Annotated in this window: 12 protein-coding genes, 1 tRNA gene and 1 rRNA gene; 10 read left to right on the forward strand and 4 right to left on the reverse strand. The window is 42.5% G+C overall.

Annotated features, from left to right (window positions below):
* Positions 1–41 precede the first annotated feature (41 nt).
* The 4 genes from galU to argS form a co-directional block, all read right to left on the reverse strand.
* Positions 42–941 carry a UTP--glucose-1-phosphate uridylyltransferase GalU gene (galU, locus tag SK642_RS00645; protein WP_033682939.1) on the reverse strand — a complete coding sequence of 300 codons (900 nt, stop codon included), beginning with the start codon at positions 939–941 and terminating at the stop codon, positions 42–44.
* Positions 942–962: 21 nt separating this feature from the next.
* On the reverse strand, positions 963–1,979 hold the full coding sequence (locus SK642_RS00650; protein ID WP_033682940.1) for an NAD(P)H-dependent glycerol-3-phosphate dehydrogenase: 1,017 nt from the start codon (positions 1,977–1,979) through the stop codon (positions 963–965).
* Positions 1,980–2,147: 168 nt separating this feature from the next.
* The gene (locus tag SK642_RS00655; RefSeq protein ID WP_000084861.1) at positions 2,148–2,393 is read right to left on the reverse strand and encodes a hypothetical protein; all 246 of its coding nucleotides are present in this window, start codon (positions 2,391–2,393) and stop codon (positions 2,148–2,150) included.
* Between the two features lie 502 nt (positions 2,394–2,895).
* A complete protein-coding gene (argS, locus tag SK642_RS00660) occupies positions 2,896–4,587 on the reverse strand; it encodes an arginine--tRNA ligase (RefSeq protein ID WP_033682941.1) in 1,692 nt (563 codons plus the stop codon).
* A gap of 135 nt (positions 4,588–4,722) precedes the next feature.
* Between argS and argR the strand changes: the two genes are divergently transcribed.
* The 10 genes from argR to SK642_RS00715 form a co-directional block, all read left to right on the forward strand.
* Complete coding sequence (gene argR / locus SK642_RS00665) at positions 4,723–5,169, forward strand: arginine repressor (protein WP_033682942.1); 447 nt, start codon at positions 4,723–4,725, stop codon at positions 5,167–5,169.
* Between the two features lie 50 nt (positions 5,170–5,219).
* Positions 5,220–7,754: a DNA mismatch repair protein MutS gene (mutS, locus tag SK642_RS00670; protein WP_033682943.1), complete on the forward strand. Its 2,535-nt coding sequence runs from the start codon at positions 5,220–5,222 to the stop codon at positions 7,752–7,754.
* A gap of 146 nt (positions 7,755–7,900) precedes the next feature.
* The gene (gene patA, locus SK642_RS00675) at positions 7,901–9,607 is read left to right on the forward strand and encodes a multidrug efflux ABC transporter subunit PatA (protein ID WP_033682944.1); all 1,707 of its coding nucleotides are present in this window, start codon (positions 7,901–7,903) and stop codon (positions 9,605–9,607) included.
* Position 9,608: 1 nt separating this feature from the next.
* Positions 9,609–11,375: a multidrug efflux ABC transporter subunit PatB gene (patB, locus tag SK642_RS00680; RefSeq protein ID WP_033682945.1), complete on the forward strand. Its 1,767-nt coding sequence runs from the start codon at positions 9,609–9,611 to the stop codon at positions 11,373–11,375.
* A gap of 288 nt (positions 11,376–11,663) precedes the next feature.
* Positions 11,664–12,353, forward strand: a complete 690-nt coding sequence (locus tag SK642_RS00685; protein WP_001138351.1) for a gamma-glutamyl-gamma-aminobutyrate hydrolase family protein — start codon at positions 11,664–11,666, stop codon at positions 12,351–12,353.
* A 169-nt stretch (positions 12,354–12,522) separates the two neighbouring features.
* On the forward strand, positions 12,523–13,872 hold the full coding sequence (locus tag SK642_RS00695) for a glucose-6-phosphate isomerase (RefSeq protein WP_000018269.1): 1,350 nt from the start codon (positions 12,523–12,525) through the stop codon (positions 13,870–13,872).
* Positions 13,873–14,106: 234 nt separating this feature from the next.
* Positions 14,107–15,567 carry a glutamate--tRNA ligase gene (gene gltX / locus SK642_RS00700; RefSeq protein ID WP_033682946.1) on the forward strand — a complete coding sequence of 487 codons (1,461 nt, stop codon included), beginning with the start codon at positions 14,107–14,109 and terminating at the stop codon, positions 15,565–15,567.
* Between the two features lie 14 nt (positions 15,568–15,581).
* Complete coding sequence (locus SK642_RS00705; RefSeq protein WP_033682947.1) at positions 15,582–16,016, forward strand: cytidine deaminase family protein; 435 nt, start codon at positions 15,582–15,584, stop codon at positions 16,014–16,016.
* Positions 16,017–16,127: 111 nt separating this feature from the next.
* Positions 16,128–16,199 (forward strand) — tRNA-Glu (locus tag SK642_RS00710).
* Between the two features lie 241 nt (positions 16,200–16,440).
* A 16S ribosomal RNA gene (locus SK642_RS00715) occupies positions 16,441–17,791 on the forward strand; the annotation flags it as partial.

Below are 17,791 nucleotides of genomic sequence, written 5' to 3' on the forward strand. Positions count from 1 at the left end.
AATAAAAAAGATAAGGCATTTTTGAACCTTATCTTTTTATGTTATTCTTTTTCAGCCAATTCTTTTCCCAGTTGGATGAGGTAATCCTTCAAATCATCTTTGACTTGTGGGTGCTTGAGGGCGTAGTCAATAGATGTTTTCATAAAGCCAAACTTATCCCCAACATCGTAACGAGCTCCTGTAAATTCACGGGCGAAAACACGTTGTGTTTTATTGAGAGTATCGATTGCATCGGTAAGCTGGATTTCATTTCCAGCACCAGGAGCTTGGTTTTCTAGGATTTCAAAAATTTCTGGTGTGAGAAGATAGCGACCGATAATTGCCAAATCACTTGGAGCATCTTCGGGAGCTGGTTTTTCAACGAAAGTTTCGACACTATAGAGGCCGTTGATTCCTTCTCCTTGAGGAGCAATGACTCCATATGATGAAACGTCTTCATGTGGTACGGGCATGACAGCAATGGTTGATGCGTGTGTTTTTTCGTAATCATTCATCAGTTGTTTTGTCAAAGGAACGGCATTCTCATCTGTGATGTCCATAAGGTCATCACCCAGCATAACAACGAAAGGTTCATTCCCTACAAAAGCTTTGGCTTGTAGGACAGCGTCTCCGAGGCCACGAGGATGACTTTGACGAATAAAGTGAAGGCGAATACCAGTTGTTTCGTCTACCAATTTTAGCAAGTCGTGTTTTCCTTTTTCTTTGAGGTTGTATTCAAGCTCAAAGTTTGAGTCAAAGTGATCCTCAATAGAACGTTTTGACTTACCAGTGACAACGAGGATATCTTCGATGCCTGATTTAAGAGCTTCTTCTACGATAAACTGGATAGTTGGTTTATCTACAATTGGTAACATTTCTTTAGCAAGAGCCTTGGTTGCTGGTAAAAATCGAGTTCCGAGTCCAGCGGCAGGGATGACTGCTTTTCTAACTTTTGATGCCATAATAATCCTTTCTATAGAGGGTTAAGACCACTCATTTTCTGCTTTAAATTCATTGTTCATGATGTCATAAATGGCATCTTTGATATTGGTTCCTTGGTAAATAACTTGGAAAATGGCTTGTGTAATCGGCATATAGACTCCAAGCTCTTGCGCTAGTTCATAGGCTGCTCGAGTTGTTGAGATTCCTTCAATTACCATGCCCATATTGGCTTCGATATCAGCTAGGGATTCTCCACGACCAAGGGCATCGCCAGCTCTCCAGTTACGAGAGTGGATGGAGGTTCCAGTTACGATCAAATCTCCCACACCTGATAAGCCACTATAGGTCAATGGACTAGCACCAAGTGCTACCCCTAGGCGGGTAATTTCTGCCAAACCTCGAGCGATGATGGCTGCTTTAGCATTGTCACCAAATCCCAGACCATGTAAAGCTCCGGCACCGACAGCAATAATATTTTTAAGAGCACCAGCAGTTTCAACTCCAATAACATCCGTATTGGTATAAAGTCGGAAGTAGTGATTACTAAAGAGCTCCTGAACGTATTGAGCTGTTTGTAAGTCTTTAGAAGCAGCAGTGATTAAAGTTAGGTCACGCACAATGGTTTCTTCCGCATGACTAGGTCCTGAAACAACGACAATATCACTGCGGAGATGTTCAGGAATTTCTTCTTCAAGGATGGTTGATAATCGTTTATGGCTATCAGGTTCTAATCCCTTTGATGCGTGCATGATGATAGCCTTATGGTCCAAGGTTTGTGCAACTTGTTGGGCAACAAGTCGTGTCACTTTTGTTGGGACAACAAACAAAATCGCATCCACATCTTCCAATGCTTCTGCTAAGTCAGTGTAGGCAATAATTTTTTCATCTAGAGTGACATCTTTAAAGTAGTGTGTATTAGTATGGTGTGTATTAATTTCATTGATTTGTTCGGGAATATTTCCCCAAATACGTACCTCGTGTCCATTGTCATTTAAGACTTGTGAAAGGGCAGTTCCCCAAGAACCAGGCCCCAAGACGGCGACGGTTTGTTTTTTCATGTTTTCCTCCTTGATAGAGTTCTCTCTTTTATTTTATCACATTCTAGGGGATTTTGCACTTGCATTGCTGGGTAGCGGTGGCTTTGTTGCTTGAAAAATATACAAAAACCGAGCCTAAGTATAAAACTCTTAGTCTCGGTTTTGATATTCCTTAAAAAATAGCTAGGTTTATTTCAATTGATCTGTAATGTCTTTTGATAGCAACATTCCCAGATGATAAGTTTTATTAATGTAAGCAATGACATCATTGATATTTTCAGTCGTTTGAATTTTCTCTTTGATGTCAGCCCTAAATGTTTCATCCTTCAAAAGTTGTTCTTGGTAGAGTCTTTGAAGTCTCTCCTTCTCGTACTTATTGAGCAGAAAAAGGAACACCAAGCTAATTACAACGAGGATATAAGCATATTGGCTCATAAGATATCTCCCTGTATGATAAAGAAGTAGTAGTGAGTAGATTGAATTAGTCAATTCAAAGTAGAATAACAAGTTAGCAAAACTTGATAAGATTTTTGATAGTTCTCTAAACCAAAACCTGTATAGGCTTTAGTGTAAGTTACTTAGATTTCTTTGCATTCAAGTAATTTAAAAAATTACGACATGAACCAAACCAAATTGATATTATTTGGTTTGGTGAGTTAGTGAAGCGTTTAGACAATTCGTATTGGTTACGACGTAAAGAAACATAAATCGATAATATTTATGTTTCTTTACTAGTGAGGCAGTTAGCTAGTCCGCATATAAGCGGCTAGCGTCTAACAATTAGGAACTTTAGTTCCAATAACTTGAAGATTACGACGTTTTAGGACATAAATCGATCATATTTATGTCCTAAAACTAGTGAAGCGTTTAGGCAATTCGCCATATAGCGATTGCCGTCAAGAGACTAGGAACTTTAGTTCCAGTCTCTTGTAACGATTTACATCTTCTCTGGCGCTTCTACTCCAAGCAAACGAAGGGCTTCTTTGAGAACGACTGCAGTTGCGTAGCTGAGAGCTAGACGGCTGTCGCGTTCTGGGCTTTCATCCAAGATACGGGTATGTGCATAATATTTGTTGAATGCTTGAGCTAAGCTGATTGCAAATTTAGCAATGATAGAAGGTTCAAAGTTATCCGCCGCACGATTGATAATACGCGGGAAGTCTTGGATGAGCTTAATGATTTCCCAGCTTTCAGCATCATTCAAGCTATAGTTGCCAGCTGTTTCAGGTTTGAAATCCGCTTTACGCAAGATAGATTGGATACGAGCGTAGGCGTATTGAACGTAAGGTCCAGTTTCACCCTCGAAGGATACCATGGCCTCTAGGTCAAAGTCATATCCGTTTGTACGGTCGGTCTTGAGGTCATAGAACTTAATGGCTCCTACCCCGACAGCATGGGCTACCTGATCTTTATTTTCTAGTTCAGGATTTTTAGCTTCGATTTGGGCCTTGGCACGGCTAACAGCCTCTGCAATAGTAGGCTCTAGCAAGATGACATTCCCTTTACGAGTAGAGAGTTTTTTCCCTTCCTTTGTAACCAAACCACAAGGAACGTGAGTAATGTCGTCACTCCAGTCGTAGCCCATCTCTTTCAAGACAGCTTTGAGCTGCTTAAAGTGGGCAGATTGCTCTTGACCAACGACGTAGATAGATTTAGCAAATTGGTATTCGTTTTTACGGTAAAGGGCTGCAGCCAAGTCACGTGTGATATAGAGAGTTGCACCATCAGATTTCTTGATAAGGGCTGGATGTTCGATTCCATATTTCTCAAGATTCACAACTTGGGCACCTTCTGACTCAACAAGAAGGCCTTTTTCAGAAAGAATGTCTACAACTGCATCCATCTTATCGTTGTAGAAGGCTTCTCCGTTATAGCTGTCAAAGTCAACCTTCAATTCATGGTAAAGGCGGTTAAATTCCACTAAACTTTCATCACGGAACCATTGCCAAAGTGCAAGAGCTTCCTCATCTCCATTTTCCAGTTTACGGAACCATTCGCGTGCTTCTTCATCCAAGCTAGGGTCATTTTCAGCCTCAGCATTGATGCGGACGTAGAGTTTAAGAAGTTCATCAATTGGATGAGCTTTTACAGCTTCTTCGTCGCCCCATTTTTTGTAGGCGACAATCAGCATCCCAAACTGTTTACCCCAGTCTCCCAAATGGTTGACCTTGATCGTTTGATAACCGATTTTTTTGAAAATATGTGACAAGCTATCCCCGATAACAGTTGAGCGCAGGTGACCGATAGAAAATGGTTTAGCGATATTGGGACTAGACATGTCGATCACAACATTTTCTTGTTTACCAATGTTTTGGTCAGCATAGTGTTCTTTTTCAGTGATAACAGCTTGCAATACTTGAGTAGAAATAGCAGATTTATCAAGGAAAAAGTTGACGTAAGGTCCTGTTGCGACAACCTTTTCAAAGGCTTGGCTGTTAATCTTTTCAGCCAGTTCAGCAGCAATCATTTGTGGCGCTTTACGTTCGACTTTTGCAAGAGAAAAAGCAGGGAAAGCGATGTCTCCCATTTCTGAGTTTTTAGGGGTTTCCAGTAAATTTAAAATAGCCTCTTGGTCCAGGCTATCAATAACGCTAGCCAACTCGCTAGCAATCAATTCTTTTGTATTCATTAAGAGCTCCTTTTTGGACTTTTCTACTATTTTATCACAATTTTAAAGAAAGAAGAAAAAATTTTTGAAATCTCCTATTTTTTTGGTATAATATAGTTATAAAATTAGTTATAAATATTCACATAAGAGGATTTTATGAGAAAAAGAGATCGTCATCAGTTAATAAAAAAAATGATTACTGAGGAGAAATTAAGTACACAAAAAGAAATTCAAGATCGGTTGGAGGCGCACAATGTCTTTGTGACGCAGACAACCCTGTCTCGTGATTTGCGCGAAATCGTCTTGACCAAGGTCAAGAAAAATGATATGGTGTATTATGTACTAGCAAATGAGACAGAAAAGATTGATTTGGTGGAATTTTTGTCTCATCATTTAGAAGGTGTTGCAAGAGCAGAGTTTACCTTGGTGCTTCATACCAAATTGGGAGAAGCCTCTGTTTTGGCAAATATTGTAGATGCAAACAAGGATGAATGGATTTTAGGAACAGTTGCTGGTGCCAATACCTTATTGGTCATTTGTCGAGACCAGCACGTTGCCAAACTCATGGAAGATCGTTTGCTAGATTTGATGAAAGATAAGTAAGGTCTTGGGAGTTGCTCTCAAGACTTATTTTTGACAAGGAGAGACGGAAAATGGCGACAGAAAAGCTATCACCTGGCATGCAACAGTATGTGGATATAAAAAAGCAATATCCAGATGCTTTTTTGCTCTTTCGGATGGGTGATTTTTATGAATTATTTTATGAGGATGCGGTCAATGCTGCGCAGATTCTGGAAATTTCCTTAACGAGTCGCAACAAGAATGCGGACAATCCGATTCCTATGGCGGGGGTTCCCTATCATTCTGTCCAGCAGTATATCGATGTCTTGATTGAGCAGGGCTATAAGGTAGCCATTGCAGAGCAGACGGAAGATCCTAAACAAGCGGTTGGGGTTGTTAAACGAGAGGTTGTTCAGGTTATTACACCCGGGACAGTAGTCGATAGCACTAAGCCGGACAGCCAGAATAATTTCTTGGTTGCTATAGACCGTGATGGCAGTCAGTTTGGCCTCGCTTATATGGATCTGGTGACTGGTGACTTTTATGTGACAGGTCTTTTGGATTTCACGCTGGTTTGTGGGGAAATTCGTAACCTCAAGGCTCGAGAAGTAGTGCTGGGCTATGATTTGTCTGAGGAAGAGGAACAAATCCTTAGTCGTCAGATGAATTTAGTACTTTCCTATGAGAAAGAAGGCTTTGAGGACCTTCATTTACTGGATTCACGATTGGCAGCGGTGGAGCAAGCAGCATCTAGTAAGCTGCTTCAATATGTCCATCGAACTCAGATGAGGGAATTGAACCACCTCAAGCCTGTTATCCGCTATGAAATCAAGGATTTCTTGCAGATGGATTATGCGACCAAGGCTAGTCTGGATTTGGTTGAGAATGCCCGTTCAGGCAAGAAGCAAGGCAGTCTTTTCTGGCTTTTGGATGAAACCAAAACGGCTATGGGGCTGCGCCTCTTGCGTTCTTGGATTCATCGTCCCTTGATTGATAAGGAGCGAATCGTCCAGCGTCAAGAGGTGGTGCAGGTCTTTCTCGACCATTTCTTTGAGCGTAGTGATTTGACAGACAGTCTCAAGGGTGTTTATGATATTGAGCGCTTGGCTAGTCGGGTTTCTTTTGGTAAAACCAATCCCAAGGATCTCTTGCAATTGGCGACCACCTTATCCAGCGTGCCACGGATTCGTGCGATTTTAGAAGGGATGGAGCAACCTGTTCTGGCTTATCTTATCGAACAATTGGATGGAATCCCTGAGTTGGAGAGTTTGATTAGTGCGGCCATTGCTCCTGAAGCTCCTCATGTGATTACAGATGGGGGTATTATCCGGACGGGGTTTGATGAGACTTTGGATAAATACCGCCGAGTGCTCAGAGAAGGGACTAGCTGGATTGCTGAGATTGAGGCTAAGGAGCGAGAAAACTCTGGTATCAGCACGCTCAAGATCGACTACAATAAAAAGGATGGCTATTATTTCCATGTGACCAATTCACAATTGGGGAATGTGCCAGCCCACTTTTTCCGCAAGGCGACGCTGAAAAACTCAGAACGTTTTGGAACCGAAGAATTAGCCCGTATCGAGGGCGATATGTTGGAAGCGCGTGAAAAGTCCGCCAACCTAGAGTATGAAATCTTTATGCGTATTCGTGAAGAGGTCGGCAAGTACATCCAGCGTTTGCAGGCTCTAGCTCAAGGAATTGCGACGGTTGATGTCTTGCAAAGTCTAGCAGTTGTAGCTGAAACTCAGCATTTGATTCGACCTGAGTTTGGCGACGATTCACAAATTGATATCCAAAAAGGGCGCCATGCTGTCGTTGAAAAAGTCATGGGGGCTCAGACCTATATTCCAAATACGATTCAGATGGCAGAAGATATTAGTATTCAACTGATTACAGGGCCAAACATGAGTGGGAAGTCAACCTACATGCGTCAGTTAGCCATGACGGCGGTTATGGCTCAGTTGGGTTCTTATGTGCCAGCAGAAAGTGCCCATTTGCCAATTTTTGATGCAATCTTTACCCGCATCGGAGCAGCAGATGACTTGGTTTCAGGTCAATCAACCTTCATGGTGGAGATGATGGAAGCCAACAATGCCATTTCGCATGCGACTAAGAATTCTTTGATTCTCTTTGATGAGTTAGGTCGGGGAACTGCTACTTATGATGGGATGGCTCTTGCCCAGTCCATCATCGAATACATCCATGAGCACATCGGAGCCAAGACCCTCTTTGCCACCCACTACCATGAGTTGACTAGTTTGGAGTCTAGTTTACAACACTTGGTCAATGTCCACGTGGCAACCTTAGAGCAGGATGGGCAGGTCACCTTCCTTCATAAAATTGAACCAGGACCTGCTGATAAATCCTACGGTATTCATGTTGCCAAGATTGCTGGTTTGCCAGCAGAGCTTTTAGCAAGGGCGGATAAGATTTTGACTCAGTTAGAGAGTCAGGGTACAGAAAATCCTGCTCCCATGAGACAAACGAGTGCTGTCACTGAACAGATTTCACTCTTTGATACGCCAGAAGAAAATCCTATCCTAGCAGAATTAGCTAAACTAGATATATACAACATGACACCTATGCAGGCTATGAATGTCTTGGTCGAGTTAAAACAAAAATTATAAAGCCAAGAATGACTAGTTATTCTAGCTGTATCAAGGAGACTTCTTTGACAAGTTCTCACTTTTTTGCTAGAATAACATCACACAAACAGAATGAAAAGGAGCTGACGCATTGTCGCTCCCTTTTGTCTATTTTTTAAGGAGAAAATATGCTGATTCAGAAAATCAAAACCTACAAGTGGCAGGCTATGGCCTCGCTTCTGATGACGAGCTTGATGGTTGCTAGTTCACTTCTGCAACCGCGTTATCTGCAGGAAGTGTTAGATGCCTTACTTGCTGGGAAATATGAAGCAATTTATAGTATCGGGGCTTGGTTGATCGGTGTGGCCTTGGTCGGCCTGGTTGCTGGTGGGCTCAATGTTATCCTTGCAGCCTATATTGCTCAAGGAGTTTCATCCGACCTTCGGGAGGATGCCTTCCGTAAAATTCAAACCTTTTCTTATGCCAATATTGAACAATTTAATGCGGGAAATCTAGTCGTTCGCATGACAAATGATATCAATCAGATTCAGAACGTCGTCATGATGACCTTCCAAATTCTTTTCAGACTCCCTCTCTTGTTCATCGGTTCCTTTATCCTTGCGGTTCAAACTTTGCCCTCTCTGTGGTGGGTGATTGTTCTCATGGTGGTCTTGATTTTTGGTTTGACTGCTATCATGATGGGAATGATGGGGCCACGATTTGCCAAGTTTCAAACCCTGCTTGAGCGTATCAATGCTATCGCCAAGGAAAATCTGCGCGGTGTTCGTGTGGTCAAGTCCTTTGTCCAAGAAAAAGAGCAGTTTGCTAAGTTTACAGAAGTTTCAGACGAGCTTCTTGGTCAAAATCTTTACATTGGTTATGCCTTTTCAGTAGTGGAACCTTTCATGATGTTGGTCGGTTATGGGGCGGTTTTCCTCTCTATTTGGTTGGTTGCTGAGATGGTTCAGTCGGATCCTTCTGTTGTGGGTTCCATTGCTTCCTTTGTCAATTACCTGAGCCAGATTATCTTTACTATTGTTATGGTTGGATTTTTGGGAAATTCTGTCAGCCGTGCCATGATTTCCATGCGTCGTATTCGAGAAATTCTTGACGCAGAGCCAGCCATGACCTTCAAGGATGTCCCAGATGAAGAGTTGGTTGGAAGTCTTAGCTTTGAAAATGTAACCTTTACCTATCCAATGGATAAGGAACCGATGCTGAAAGATGTGAGCTTTACCATCGAGCCTGGTCAAATGGTTGGTGTAGTTGGAGCGACTGGTGCAGGAAAATCAACCTTGGCTCAATTGATTCCACGTCTCTTTGATCCGCAGGAAGGGGCTATCAAAATCGGAGGCAAGGATATTCGAGAAGTGAGTGAAGGAACCCTGCGTAAAACTGTTTCTATCGTTCTCCAACGTGCCATTCTCTTTAGTGGAACGATTGCAGATAACTTGAGACAGGGTAAGGGAGATGCCACTCTATTTGAAATGGAGCGCGCAGCCAATATTGCTCAGGCTAGCGAATTCATTCATCGTATGGAGAAAACCTTTGAAAGTCCAGTTGAGGAACGGGGAACCAACTTCTCAGGTGGGCAAAAGCAAAGGATGTCGATTGCGCGTGGGATTGTCAGCAATCCACGTATTCTGATTTTTGATGATTCGACCTCGGCCTTGGATGCTAAGTCAGAGCGCCTAGTGCAAGAAGCCTTGAATAAGGACTTGAAGGGAACAACAACCATTATCATCGCGCAAAAGATTAGCTCGGTTGTTCATGCAGACAAGATCTTGGTTCTAGATCAGGGACGATTGATTGGTCAAGGCACGCATACAGACTTGGTTGCCAACAATGCCGTTTACCGTGAAATCTACGAAACACAGAAAGGAAAGGAGGAGTGACATGAAAACAGTTCAATTTTTCTGGCATTACTTTAAGGTCTACAAGCTCTCATTTGTGGTTGTTATCTTGATGCTGGTTCTATCAACTCTTGCCCAAGCCCTCTTTCCAGTCTTTTCTGGACAAGCGGTAACAGAGCTAGCCAATTTAGTTCAAGCTTATCAAGATGGCAATCCAGAACTTGTTTGGCAGAGTCTATCAGGAATTATGGTCAATCTTGGCCTGCTGGTTTTGGTTCTCTTTATCTCCAGTGTCATATACATGTGTCTCATGACGCGCGTGATTGCAGAATCGACCAATGAGATGCGCAAAGGTCTCTTTGGCAAGCTTGCTCGGTTGACGGTTTCTTTCTTTGACCGCCGACAAGATGGCGATATCCTGTCTCGTTTTACTAGTGATTTGGATAATATCCTCCAAGCCTTTAATGAAAGTCTGGTTCAGGTCATGAGCAATATTGTTTTATACATTGGTCTGATTCTTGTCATGTTTTCGAGAAATGTGACGCTGGCCCTCATCACCATTGCCAGCACACCAGTGGCCTTCCTTATGCTGATTTTCATCGTGAAAATGGCACGCAAATACACCAACCTCCAGCAAAAAGAAGTAGGGAAACTCAACGCCTATATGGATGAGAGTATCTCAGGTCAAAAAGCTGTCATTGTCCAAGGAATTCAAGAGGATATGATGGCAGGATTTCTTGAACAAAATGAGCGCGTGCGCAAAGCAACCTTTAAAGGAAGAATGTTCTCAGGAATTCTTTTCCCTGTCATGAATGGGATGAGTCTGGTCAACACAGCCATCGTCATCTTTGCTGGTTCGGCTGTTCTACTAAATGATAAGACTATTGAAACTAGTACAGCCCTAGGTTTGATTGTTATGTTTGCCCAATTTTCACAGCAGTACTACCAGCCTATTATCCAAGTTGCAGCTAGTTGGGGAAGCCTTCAGTTGGCCTTTACAGGGGCTGAACGGATTCAGGAAATGTTTGACGCAGAGGAAGAAATCCGACCTGAAAAGGCTCCAATCTTCACTAAGTTGCAAGAAGGTGTTGAAATTAGTCATATTGATTTTTCATACTTGCCTGATAAACCTATTTTGAAAGATGTCAGTATTTCTGCTCCGAAAGGCCAGATGACAGCGGTTGTTGGTCCGACAGGTTCAGGGAAAACGACTATTATGAATCTCATCAATCGCTTTTATGATGTTGATGCTGGTGGGATTTATTTTGATGGCAAAGACATTCGTGACTATGACTTAGATAGTCTTAGAAGCAAGGTGGGGATTGTCTTGCAAGATTCCGTTCTTTTTAGCGGAACCATTCGAGACAATATCCGTTTCGGTGTGCCAGATGCTAGTCAAGAAATGGTTGAGGCAGCAGCCAAGGCAACCCACATTCACGACTATATCGAAAGTTTACATGATAAGTACGATACTCTTATAGATGATGACCAGAGCATCTTCTCGACAGGACAAAAGCAATTGATTTCTATCGCTCGAACCCTGATGACAGATCCAGAAGTTCTCATTCTCGATGAAGCTACTTCAAATGTAGATACGGTAACCGAAAGCAAGATTCAGCATGCCATGGAGGCAGTTGTAGCAGGTAGAACCAGTTTCGTCATTGCCCATCGCTTGAAAACCATTCTCGATGCAGATCAGATTATTGTCCTTAAAGATGGAGAAGTCATTGAACGCGGTAACCACCATGAACTCCTAAAACTAGGTGGATTCTACTCAGAACTCTATCACAATCAATTTGTTTTTGAATAAGGAAGAAGTTGTCCTCTTGGGCAGCTTTTTCTTGTCCATAAAAAATATTTATCACAGTCTTAAAAAAAACATATTAGACGAAAGGTGTCTTGAGTGATATGATAGGACTATCATATCACTCAATGAAAATCAAAGAGTAAACTAGGAAGCTAGCTGTAGGTTGCTCAAAGCACTGCTTTGAGGTTGTAGATAGAACTGACGAAGTCAGTAACATATATACGGTAAGGCGACGCTGACGTGGTTTGAAGAGATTTTCGAAGAGTATTAACATTCGAAAGGAGAGACATCATGCCTAGAACGGTTGTAGGAGTTGCTGCAAATCTATGTCCCGTAGACGCAGAGGGCAAAAACATTCATTCATCTGTATCTTGTAGATTCGCAGAGAGCATTCGTCAAGTCGGTGGTCTCCCTTTAGTCATTCCTGTTGGTGATGAGTCAGTCGTGCGCGATTATGTAGAAATGATTGACAAACTCATCTTGACAGGTGGGCAAAATGTTCATCCCCAATTTTACGGAGAGAAAAAAACCATTGAGAGCGATGACTATAATTTAGTCCGTGACGAATTTGAATTGGCACTCTTGAAGGAAGCGCTCCGTCAGAATAAACCAATTATGGCAATCTGTCGCGGTGTTCAACTTGTCAATGTTGCCTTTGGTGGAACCCTTAATCAAGAAATTGAAGGTCATTGGCAAGGCCTACCTTTCGGAACATCTCACTCTATTGAGACGGTAGAAGGAAGCGTAGTAGCTAAGCTATTTGGAAAAGAAAGTCAGGTTAATTCCGTCCATCGTCAAAGCATTAAAGATTTGGCACCTAATTTCCGTGTAACTGCTATTGATCCAAGAGACCAAACCATCGAAGCGATTGAGTCTATCGACGAACACCGTATTATCGGTTTGCAGTGGCATCCAGAGTTTCTGGTTAATGAAGAAGATGGCAATTTAGAATTATTTGAGTATTTATTGAATGAACTGTAACGACTGGGAATCTGGTCGTTCTTTCTTTTATTATTTCAAAATTTTTGGAATGTGATATTTTTACGCAAACGTTTGAATTCTGATAAAAAATGGAGAAATTCGACAAAAAAACTTGAAAAAAACGAAGGTAAGCGTTATGATAGAAAAGAAGAAATATTGGAGGAATAACATGTCACATATTAAATTTGATTATTCAAAAGTTTTAGACAAATTTGTTGCACCACATGAAGTGGAATACATGCAATCACAAGTAACAGCAGCAGATGAATTGATCCGTAAAGGAACTGGTGCTGGTAGCGACTTCCTAGGTTGGTTGGACCTTCCTGAAAACTACGACCGCGAAGAGTTTGACCGCATCTTGAAAGCTGCTGAGCAAATCAAATCAGACAGCGATGTTTTGGTTGTGATCGGTATCGGTGGATCTTACCTTGGTGCCAAAGCAGCAATTGACTTCTTGAACCACCACTTTGCAAACTTGCAAACAAAAGAAGAGCGCAAAGCTCCACAAATCCTTTACGCAGGAAACTCAATCTCATCTACTTACCTTGCTGACTTGGTAGAGTATGTTGCAGACAAAGACTTCTCAGTAAACGTGATTTCTAAATCAGGTACAACAACTGAACCAGCTATCGCTTTCCGTGTCTTTAAAGAACTCTTGGTTAAGAAATACGGACAAGAAGAGGCCAACAAACGTATCTACGCAACAACTGACCGCCAAAAAGGTGCTGTTAAGGTTGAAGCAGATGCTAACGGTTGGGAAACATTTGTTGTTCCAGATGACATCGGTGGACGCTTCTCAGTATTGACAGCCGTTGGTTTGCTTCCAATCGCAGCATCAGGAGCTGACATCAAAGCCCTTATGGAAGGTGCGAATGCAGCCCGCAAAGACTACACTTCAGATAAAATCTCTGAAAACGAAGCTTACCAATATGCAGCTGTTCGTAACATCCTTTACCGTAAAGGCTATGCAACTGAAATCTTGGTAAACTATGAGCCATCACTTCAATACTTCTCAGAATGGTGGAAACAATTGGCTGGTGAATCAGAAGGAAAAGACCAAAAAGGTATCTACCCAACTTCAGCCAACTTCTCAACTGACTTGCACTCACTTGGTCAATTTATCCAAGAAGGAACTCGTATCATGTTTGAAACAGTTGTTCGTGTTGACAAACCACGTAAAAACGTGATCATTCCTACTTTGGAAGAAGATCTTGACGGACTTGGTTACCTTCAAGGAAAAGACGTTGACTTTGTAAACAAAAAAGCGACTGATGGTGTTCTTCTTGCCCACACAGACGGTGATGTACCAAACATGTATGTGACTCTTCCAGAGCAAGACGCTTTCACCCTTGGTTATACTATCTACTTCTTCGAATTGGCAATTGCCCTTTCAGGTTACTTGAATGCTATCAACCCATTTGACCAACCAGGTGTTGAAGCTTACAAACGCAACATGTTTGCCCTTCTTGGAAAACCAGGATTTGAAGAATTGAGCAAAGAACTTAACGCACGTCTATAATAGAAGAAAAGAGTGGTTTGTCCACTCTTTTTACTCTCTTTATCCATAGAAATTGGACTCAGCCAAGACTTGTGATATAATATAGAGAGCAAAAAAGGCAGACGCCTAATACTCTTCGAAAATCAAATTCAAACCGCGTCAACGTCGTCTTGCCGTACTCAAGTACAGCCTGCGACTAGTTTCCTAGTTTGCTCTTTGATTTTCATTGAGTATAAAGACTTTATAGGAGAAACTATGTCAAAAGATATCCGCGTACGTTACGCACCAAGTCCAACAGGACTATTACACATCGGAAATGCCCGTACAGCATTGTTTAACTACTTGTATGCACGCCATCATGGTGGAACATTTATCATTCGTATCGAAGATACTGATCGTAAACGTCATGTCGAGGACGGTGAACGATCACAACTTGAAAACCTTCGCTGGTTAGGCATGGATTGGGATGAAAGCCCAGAAACACATGAAAATTACCGCCAGTCTGAACGTTTGAACTTGTATCAAAAATACATCGACCAACTGTTAGCTGAAGGAAAAGCCTATAAATCTTACGTTACAGAAGAAGAGTTGGCAGCTGAACGCGAACGCCAAGAAGCAGCTGGTGAAACACCACGCTACATCAACGAATACCTTGGTATGAGTGAAGAAGAAAAAGCAACTTACATCGCAGAACGTGAAGCAGCTGGTATCATTCCAACAGTTCGTTTGGCTGTTAATGAGTCAGGTATCTACAAGTGGCATGATATGGTCAAAGGCGATATCGAATTTGAAGGTGGCAATATCGGTGGTGACTGGGTTATTCAAAAGAAAGATGGTTACCCAACTTACAACTTTGCCGTTGTTATCGATGACCACGATATGCAAATCTCTCACGTTATTCGTGGAGACGACCATATTGCCAATACACCAAAACAGCTTATGGTTTATGAAGCACTTGGTTGGGAAGCACCAGAGTTCGGTCACATGACTTTGATCATCAACTCTGAAACTGGGAAAAAATTGTCTAAACGTGATACCAACACTCTTCAGTTTATCGAAGACTACCGTAAAAAAGGTTATTTACCAGAAGCAGTCTTTAACTTTATTGCTCTTCTTGGTTGGAACCCAGGTGGCGAAGATGAGATTTTCTCTCGTGAAGAACTCATTAAACTTTTCGATGAAAATCGCCTCAGCAAGTCTCCAGCAGCCTTCGACCAGAAAAAACTTGACTGGATGAGCAATGACTATATCAAGAATGCAGATCTTGAAACCATCTTTGAAATGGCAAAACCATTCTTAGAAGAAGCGGGTCGATTGACTGACAAGGCTGAAAAATTAGTTGAGCTCTATAAACCACAAATGAAATCAGTAGATGAGATTATCCTATTGACAGATCTCTTCTTCTCAGATTTCCCAGAATTGACCGAAGCAGAGCGTGAAGTCATGGCGGGTGAAACAGTCCCAACGGTTCTTGAAGCCTTCAAAGCAAAACTCGAAGCGATGACAGATGATGAATTTGTAACAGAGAATATTTTCCCACAAATTAAAGCAGTCCAAAAAGAAACAGGTATTAAAGGGAAAAATCTTTTCATGCCAATTCGTATTGCTGTTTCAGGTGAAATGCATGGACCAGAATTGCCAGATACAATCTTTTTGTTAGGCCGTGAAAAATCAATCCAGCATATCGAAAACATGCTAAAAGAAATCTCTAGATAAGAAGGATTGTAATAATGGACATCTGGGAAACGATGTACGAAGAAGCACAGAAATTATATAATCCACATGAAGTATCTGATTTTGTTTACGCTAACCATGTCGTAGCCGCAGTAGAAGCAGAAGATGGACAAATATTTACAGGATTCTGTATGGAGGGAACCTGTGGTGTTTTTCATCTCTGCGCAGAACGAGCGGCACTCTTCAATATGTATCAATTTTCAGGACAAACTAAGGTTAAAAAAGTATTAGCCTTTCGAGATAAACCACCTTATGGTGGAAGTTCAGGTATGCCCTGTGGTGCTTGCAGAGAATTCCTTTTAGAGCTTAATACTGAAAATAAAGATGCAGAATTCATGATGGATTACAATAGAAGAAAGACAGTGAAAGTCGCAGAACTAATCCCTTTTTGGTGGGGAGAAGAACGTGCTGCTAAGTTTAATGGACAGTAGAAGAGTCAGTACAATTCTGGCTCTTTTTACTATAAGTTAAAAAAAATAGAAAAAAGATGTTGACAAGTTTGAAAAAGGCTGTATAATAGTAAGAGTTGAAAATACAGCTCAGGTCCGTTGGTCAAGGGGTTAAGACACCGCCTTTTCACGGCGGTAACACGGGTTCGAATCCCGTACGGACTATGGTATATTGCGGATGGCACACTTGATGAAAAAGTTTTAAAAAAGTTTCAAAAAAGTGTTGACAAGCGAAAGCGACTGTGATATACTAATATAGTTGTCGCTTGAGAGAAGTAAGCGACAAAGACCTTTGAAAACTGAACAAGACGAACCAATGTGCAGGGCACTATAACTAAGGTTATAGTACTGAACAATGAAAAAACAATAAATCTGTCAGTGACAGAAATGAGTGAGAACTCAAACTTTTAATGAGAGTTTGATCCTGGCTCAGGACGAACGCTGGCGGCGTGCCTAATACATGCAAGTAGAACGCTGAAGGAGGAGCTTGCTTCTCTGGATGAGTTGCGAACGGGTGAGTAACGCGTAGGTAACCTGCCTGGTAGCGGGGGATAACTATTGGAAACGATAGCTAATACCGCATAATAGTAGATGTTGCATGACATTTGCTTAAAAGGTGCAATTGCATCACTACCAGATGGACCTGCGTTGTATTAGCTAGTTGGTGGGGTAACGGCTCACCAAGGCGACGATACATAGCCGACCTGAGAGGGTGATCGGCCACACTGGGACTGAGACACGGCCCAGACTCCTACGGGAGGCAGCAGTAGGGAATCTTCGGCAATGGACGGAAGTCTGACCGAGCAACGCCGCGTGAGTGAAGAAGGTTTTCGGATCGTAAAGCTCTGTTGTAAGAGAAGAACGAGTGTGAGAGTGGAAAGTTCACACTGTGACGGTATCTTACCAGAAAGGGACGGCTAACTACGTGCCAGCAGCCGCGGTAATACGTAGGTCCCGAGCGTTGTCCGGATTTATTGGGCGTAAAGCGAGCGCAGGCGGTTAGATAAGTCTGAAGTTAAAGGCTGTGGCTTAACCATAGTACGCTTTGGAAACTGTTTAACTTGAGTGCAAGAGGGGAGAGTGGAATTCCATGTGTAGCGGTGAAATGCGTAGATATATGGAGGAACACCGGTGGCGAAAGCGGCTCTCTGGCTTGTAACTGACGCTGAGGCTCGAAAGCGTGGGGAGCAAACAGGATTAGATACCCTGGTAGTCCACGCCGTAAACGATGAGTGCTAGGTGTTAGACCCTTTCCGGGGTTTAGTGCCGTAGCTAACGCATTAAGCACTCCGCCTGGGGAGTACGACCGCAAGGTTGAAACTCAAAGGAATTGACGGGGGCCCGCACAAGCGGTGGAGCATGTGGTTTAATTCGAAGCAACGCGAAGAACCTTACCAGGTCTTGACATCCCTCTGACCGCTCTAGAGATAGAGCTTTCCTTCGGGACAGAGGTGACAGGTGGTGCATGGTTGTCGTCAGCTCGTGTCGTGAGATGTTGGGTTAAGTCCCGCAACGAGCGCAACCCCTATTGTTAGTTGCCATCATTCAGTTGGGCACTCTAGCGAGACTGCCGGTAATAAACCGGAGGAAGGTGGGGATGACGTCAAATCATCATGCCCCTTATGACCTGGGCTACACACGTGCTACAATGGCTGGTACAACGAGTCGCAAGCCGGTGACGGCAAGCTAATCTCTTAAAGCCAGTCTCAGTTCGGATTGTAGGCTGCAACTCGCCTACATGAAGTCGGAATCGCTAG

It is taken from the genome of Streptococcus mitis, assembly GCF_000722705.1.
Lineage (GTDB): Bacteria > Bacillota > Bacilli > Lactobacillales > Streptococcaceae > Streptococcus > Streptococcus mitis_P.

Coding starts and splice junctions, on each gene's coding strand:
- galU (WP_033682939.1), bottom strand. CDS start 941: ATGGCATCAAAAGTTAGAAAAGCAGTCATCCCTGCCGCTGGACTCGGA.
- SK642_RS00650 (WP_033682940.1), bottom strand. CDS start 1,979: ATGAAAAAACAAACCGTCGCCGTCTTGGGGCCTGGTTCTTGGGGAACT.
- SK642_RS00655 (WP_000084861.1), bottom strand. CDS start 2,393: ATGAGCCAATATGCTTATATCCTCGTTGTAATTAGCTTGGTGTTCCTT.
- argS (WP_033682941.1), bottom strand. CDS start 4,587: ATGAATACAAAAGAATTGATTGCTAGCGAGTTGGCTAGCGTTATTGAT.
- argR (WP_033682942.1), top strand. CDS start 4,723: ATGAGAAAAAGAGATCGTCATCAGTTAATAAAAAAAATGATTACTGAG.
- mutS (WP_033682943.1), top strand. CDS start 5,220: ATGGCGACAGAAAAGCTATCACCTGGCATGCAACAGTATGTGGATATA.
- patA (WP_033682944.1), top strand. CDS start 7,901: ATGCTGATTCAGAAAATCAAAACCTACAAGTGGCAGGCTATGGCCTCG.
- patB (WP_033682945.1), top strand. CDS start 9,609: ATGAAAACAGTTCAATTTTTCTGGCATTACTTTAAGGTCTACAAGCTC.
- SK642_RS00685 (WP_001138351.1), top strand. CDS start 11,664: ATGCCTAGAACGGTTGTAGGAGTTGCTGCAAATCTATGTCCCGTAGAC.
- SK642_RS00695 (WP_000018269.1), top strand. CDS start 12,523: ATGTCACATATTAAATTTGATTATTCAAAAGTTTTAGACAAATTTGTT.
- gltX (WP_033682946.1), top strand. CDS start 14,107: ATGTCAAAAGATATCCGCGTACGTTACGCACCAAGTCCAACAGGACTA.
- SK642_RS00705 (WP_033682947.1), top strand. CDS start 15,582: ATGGACATCTGGGAAACGATGTACGAAGAAGCACAGAAATTATATAAT.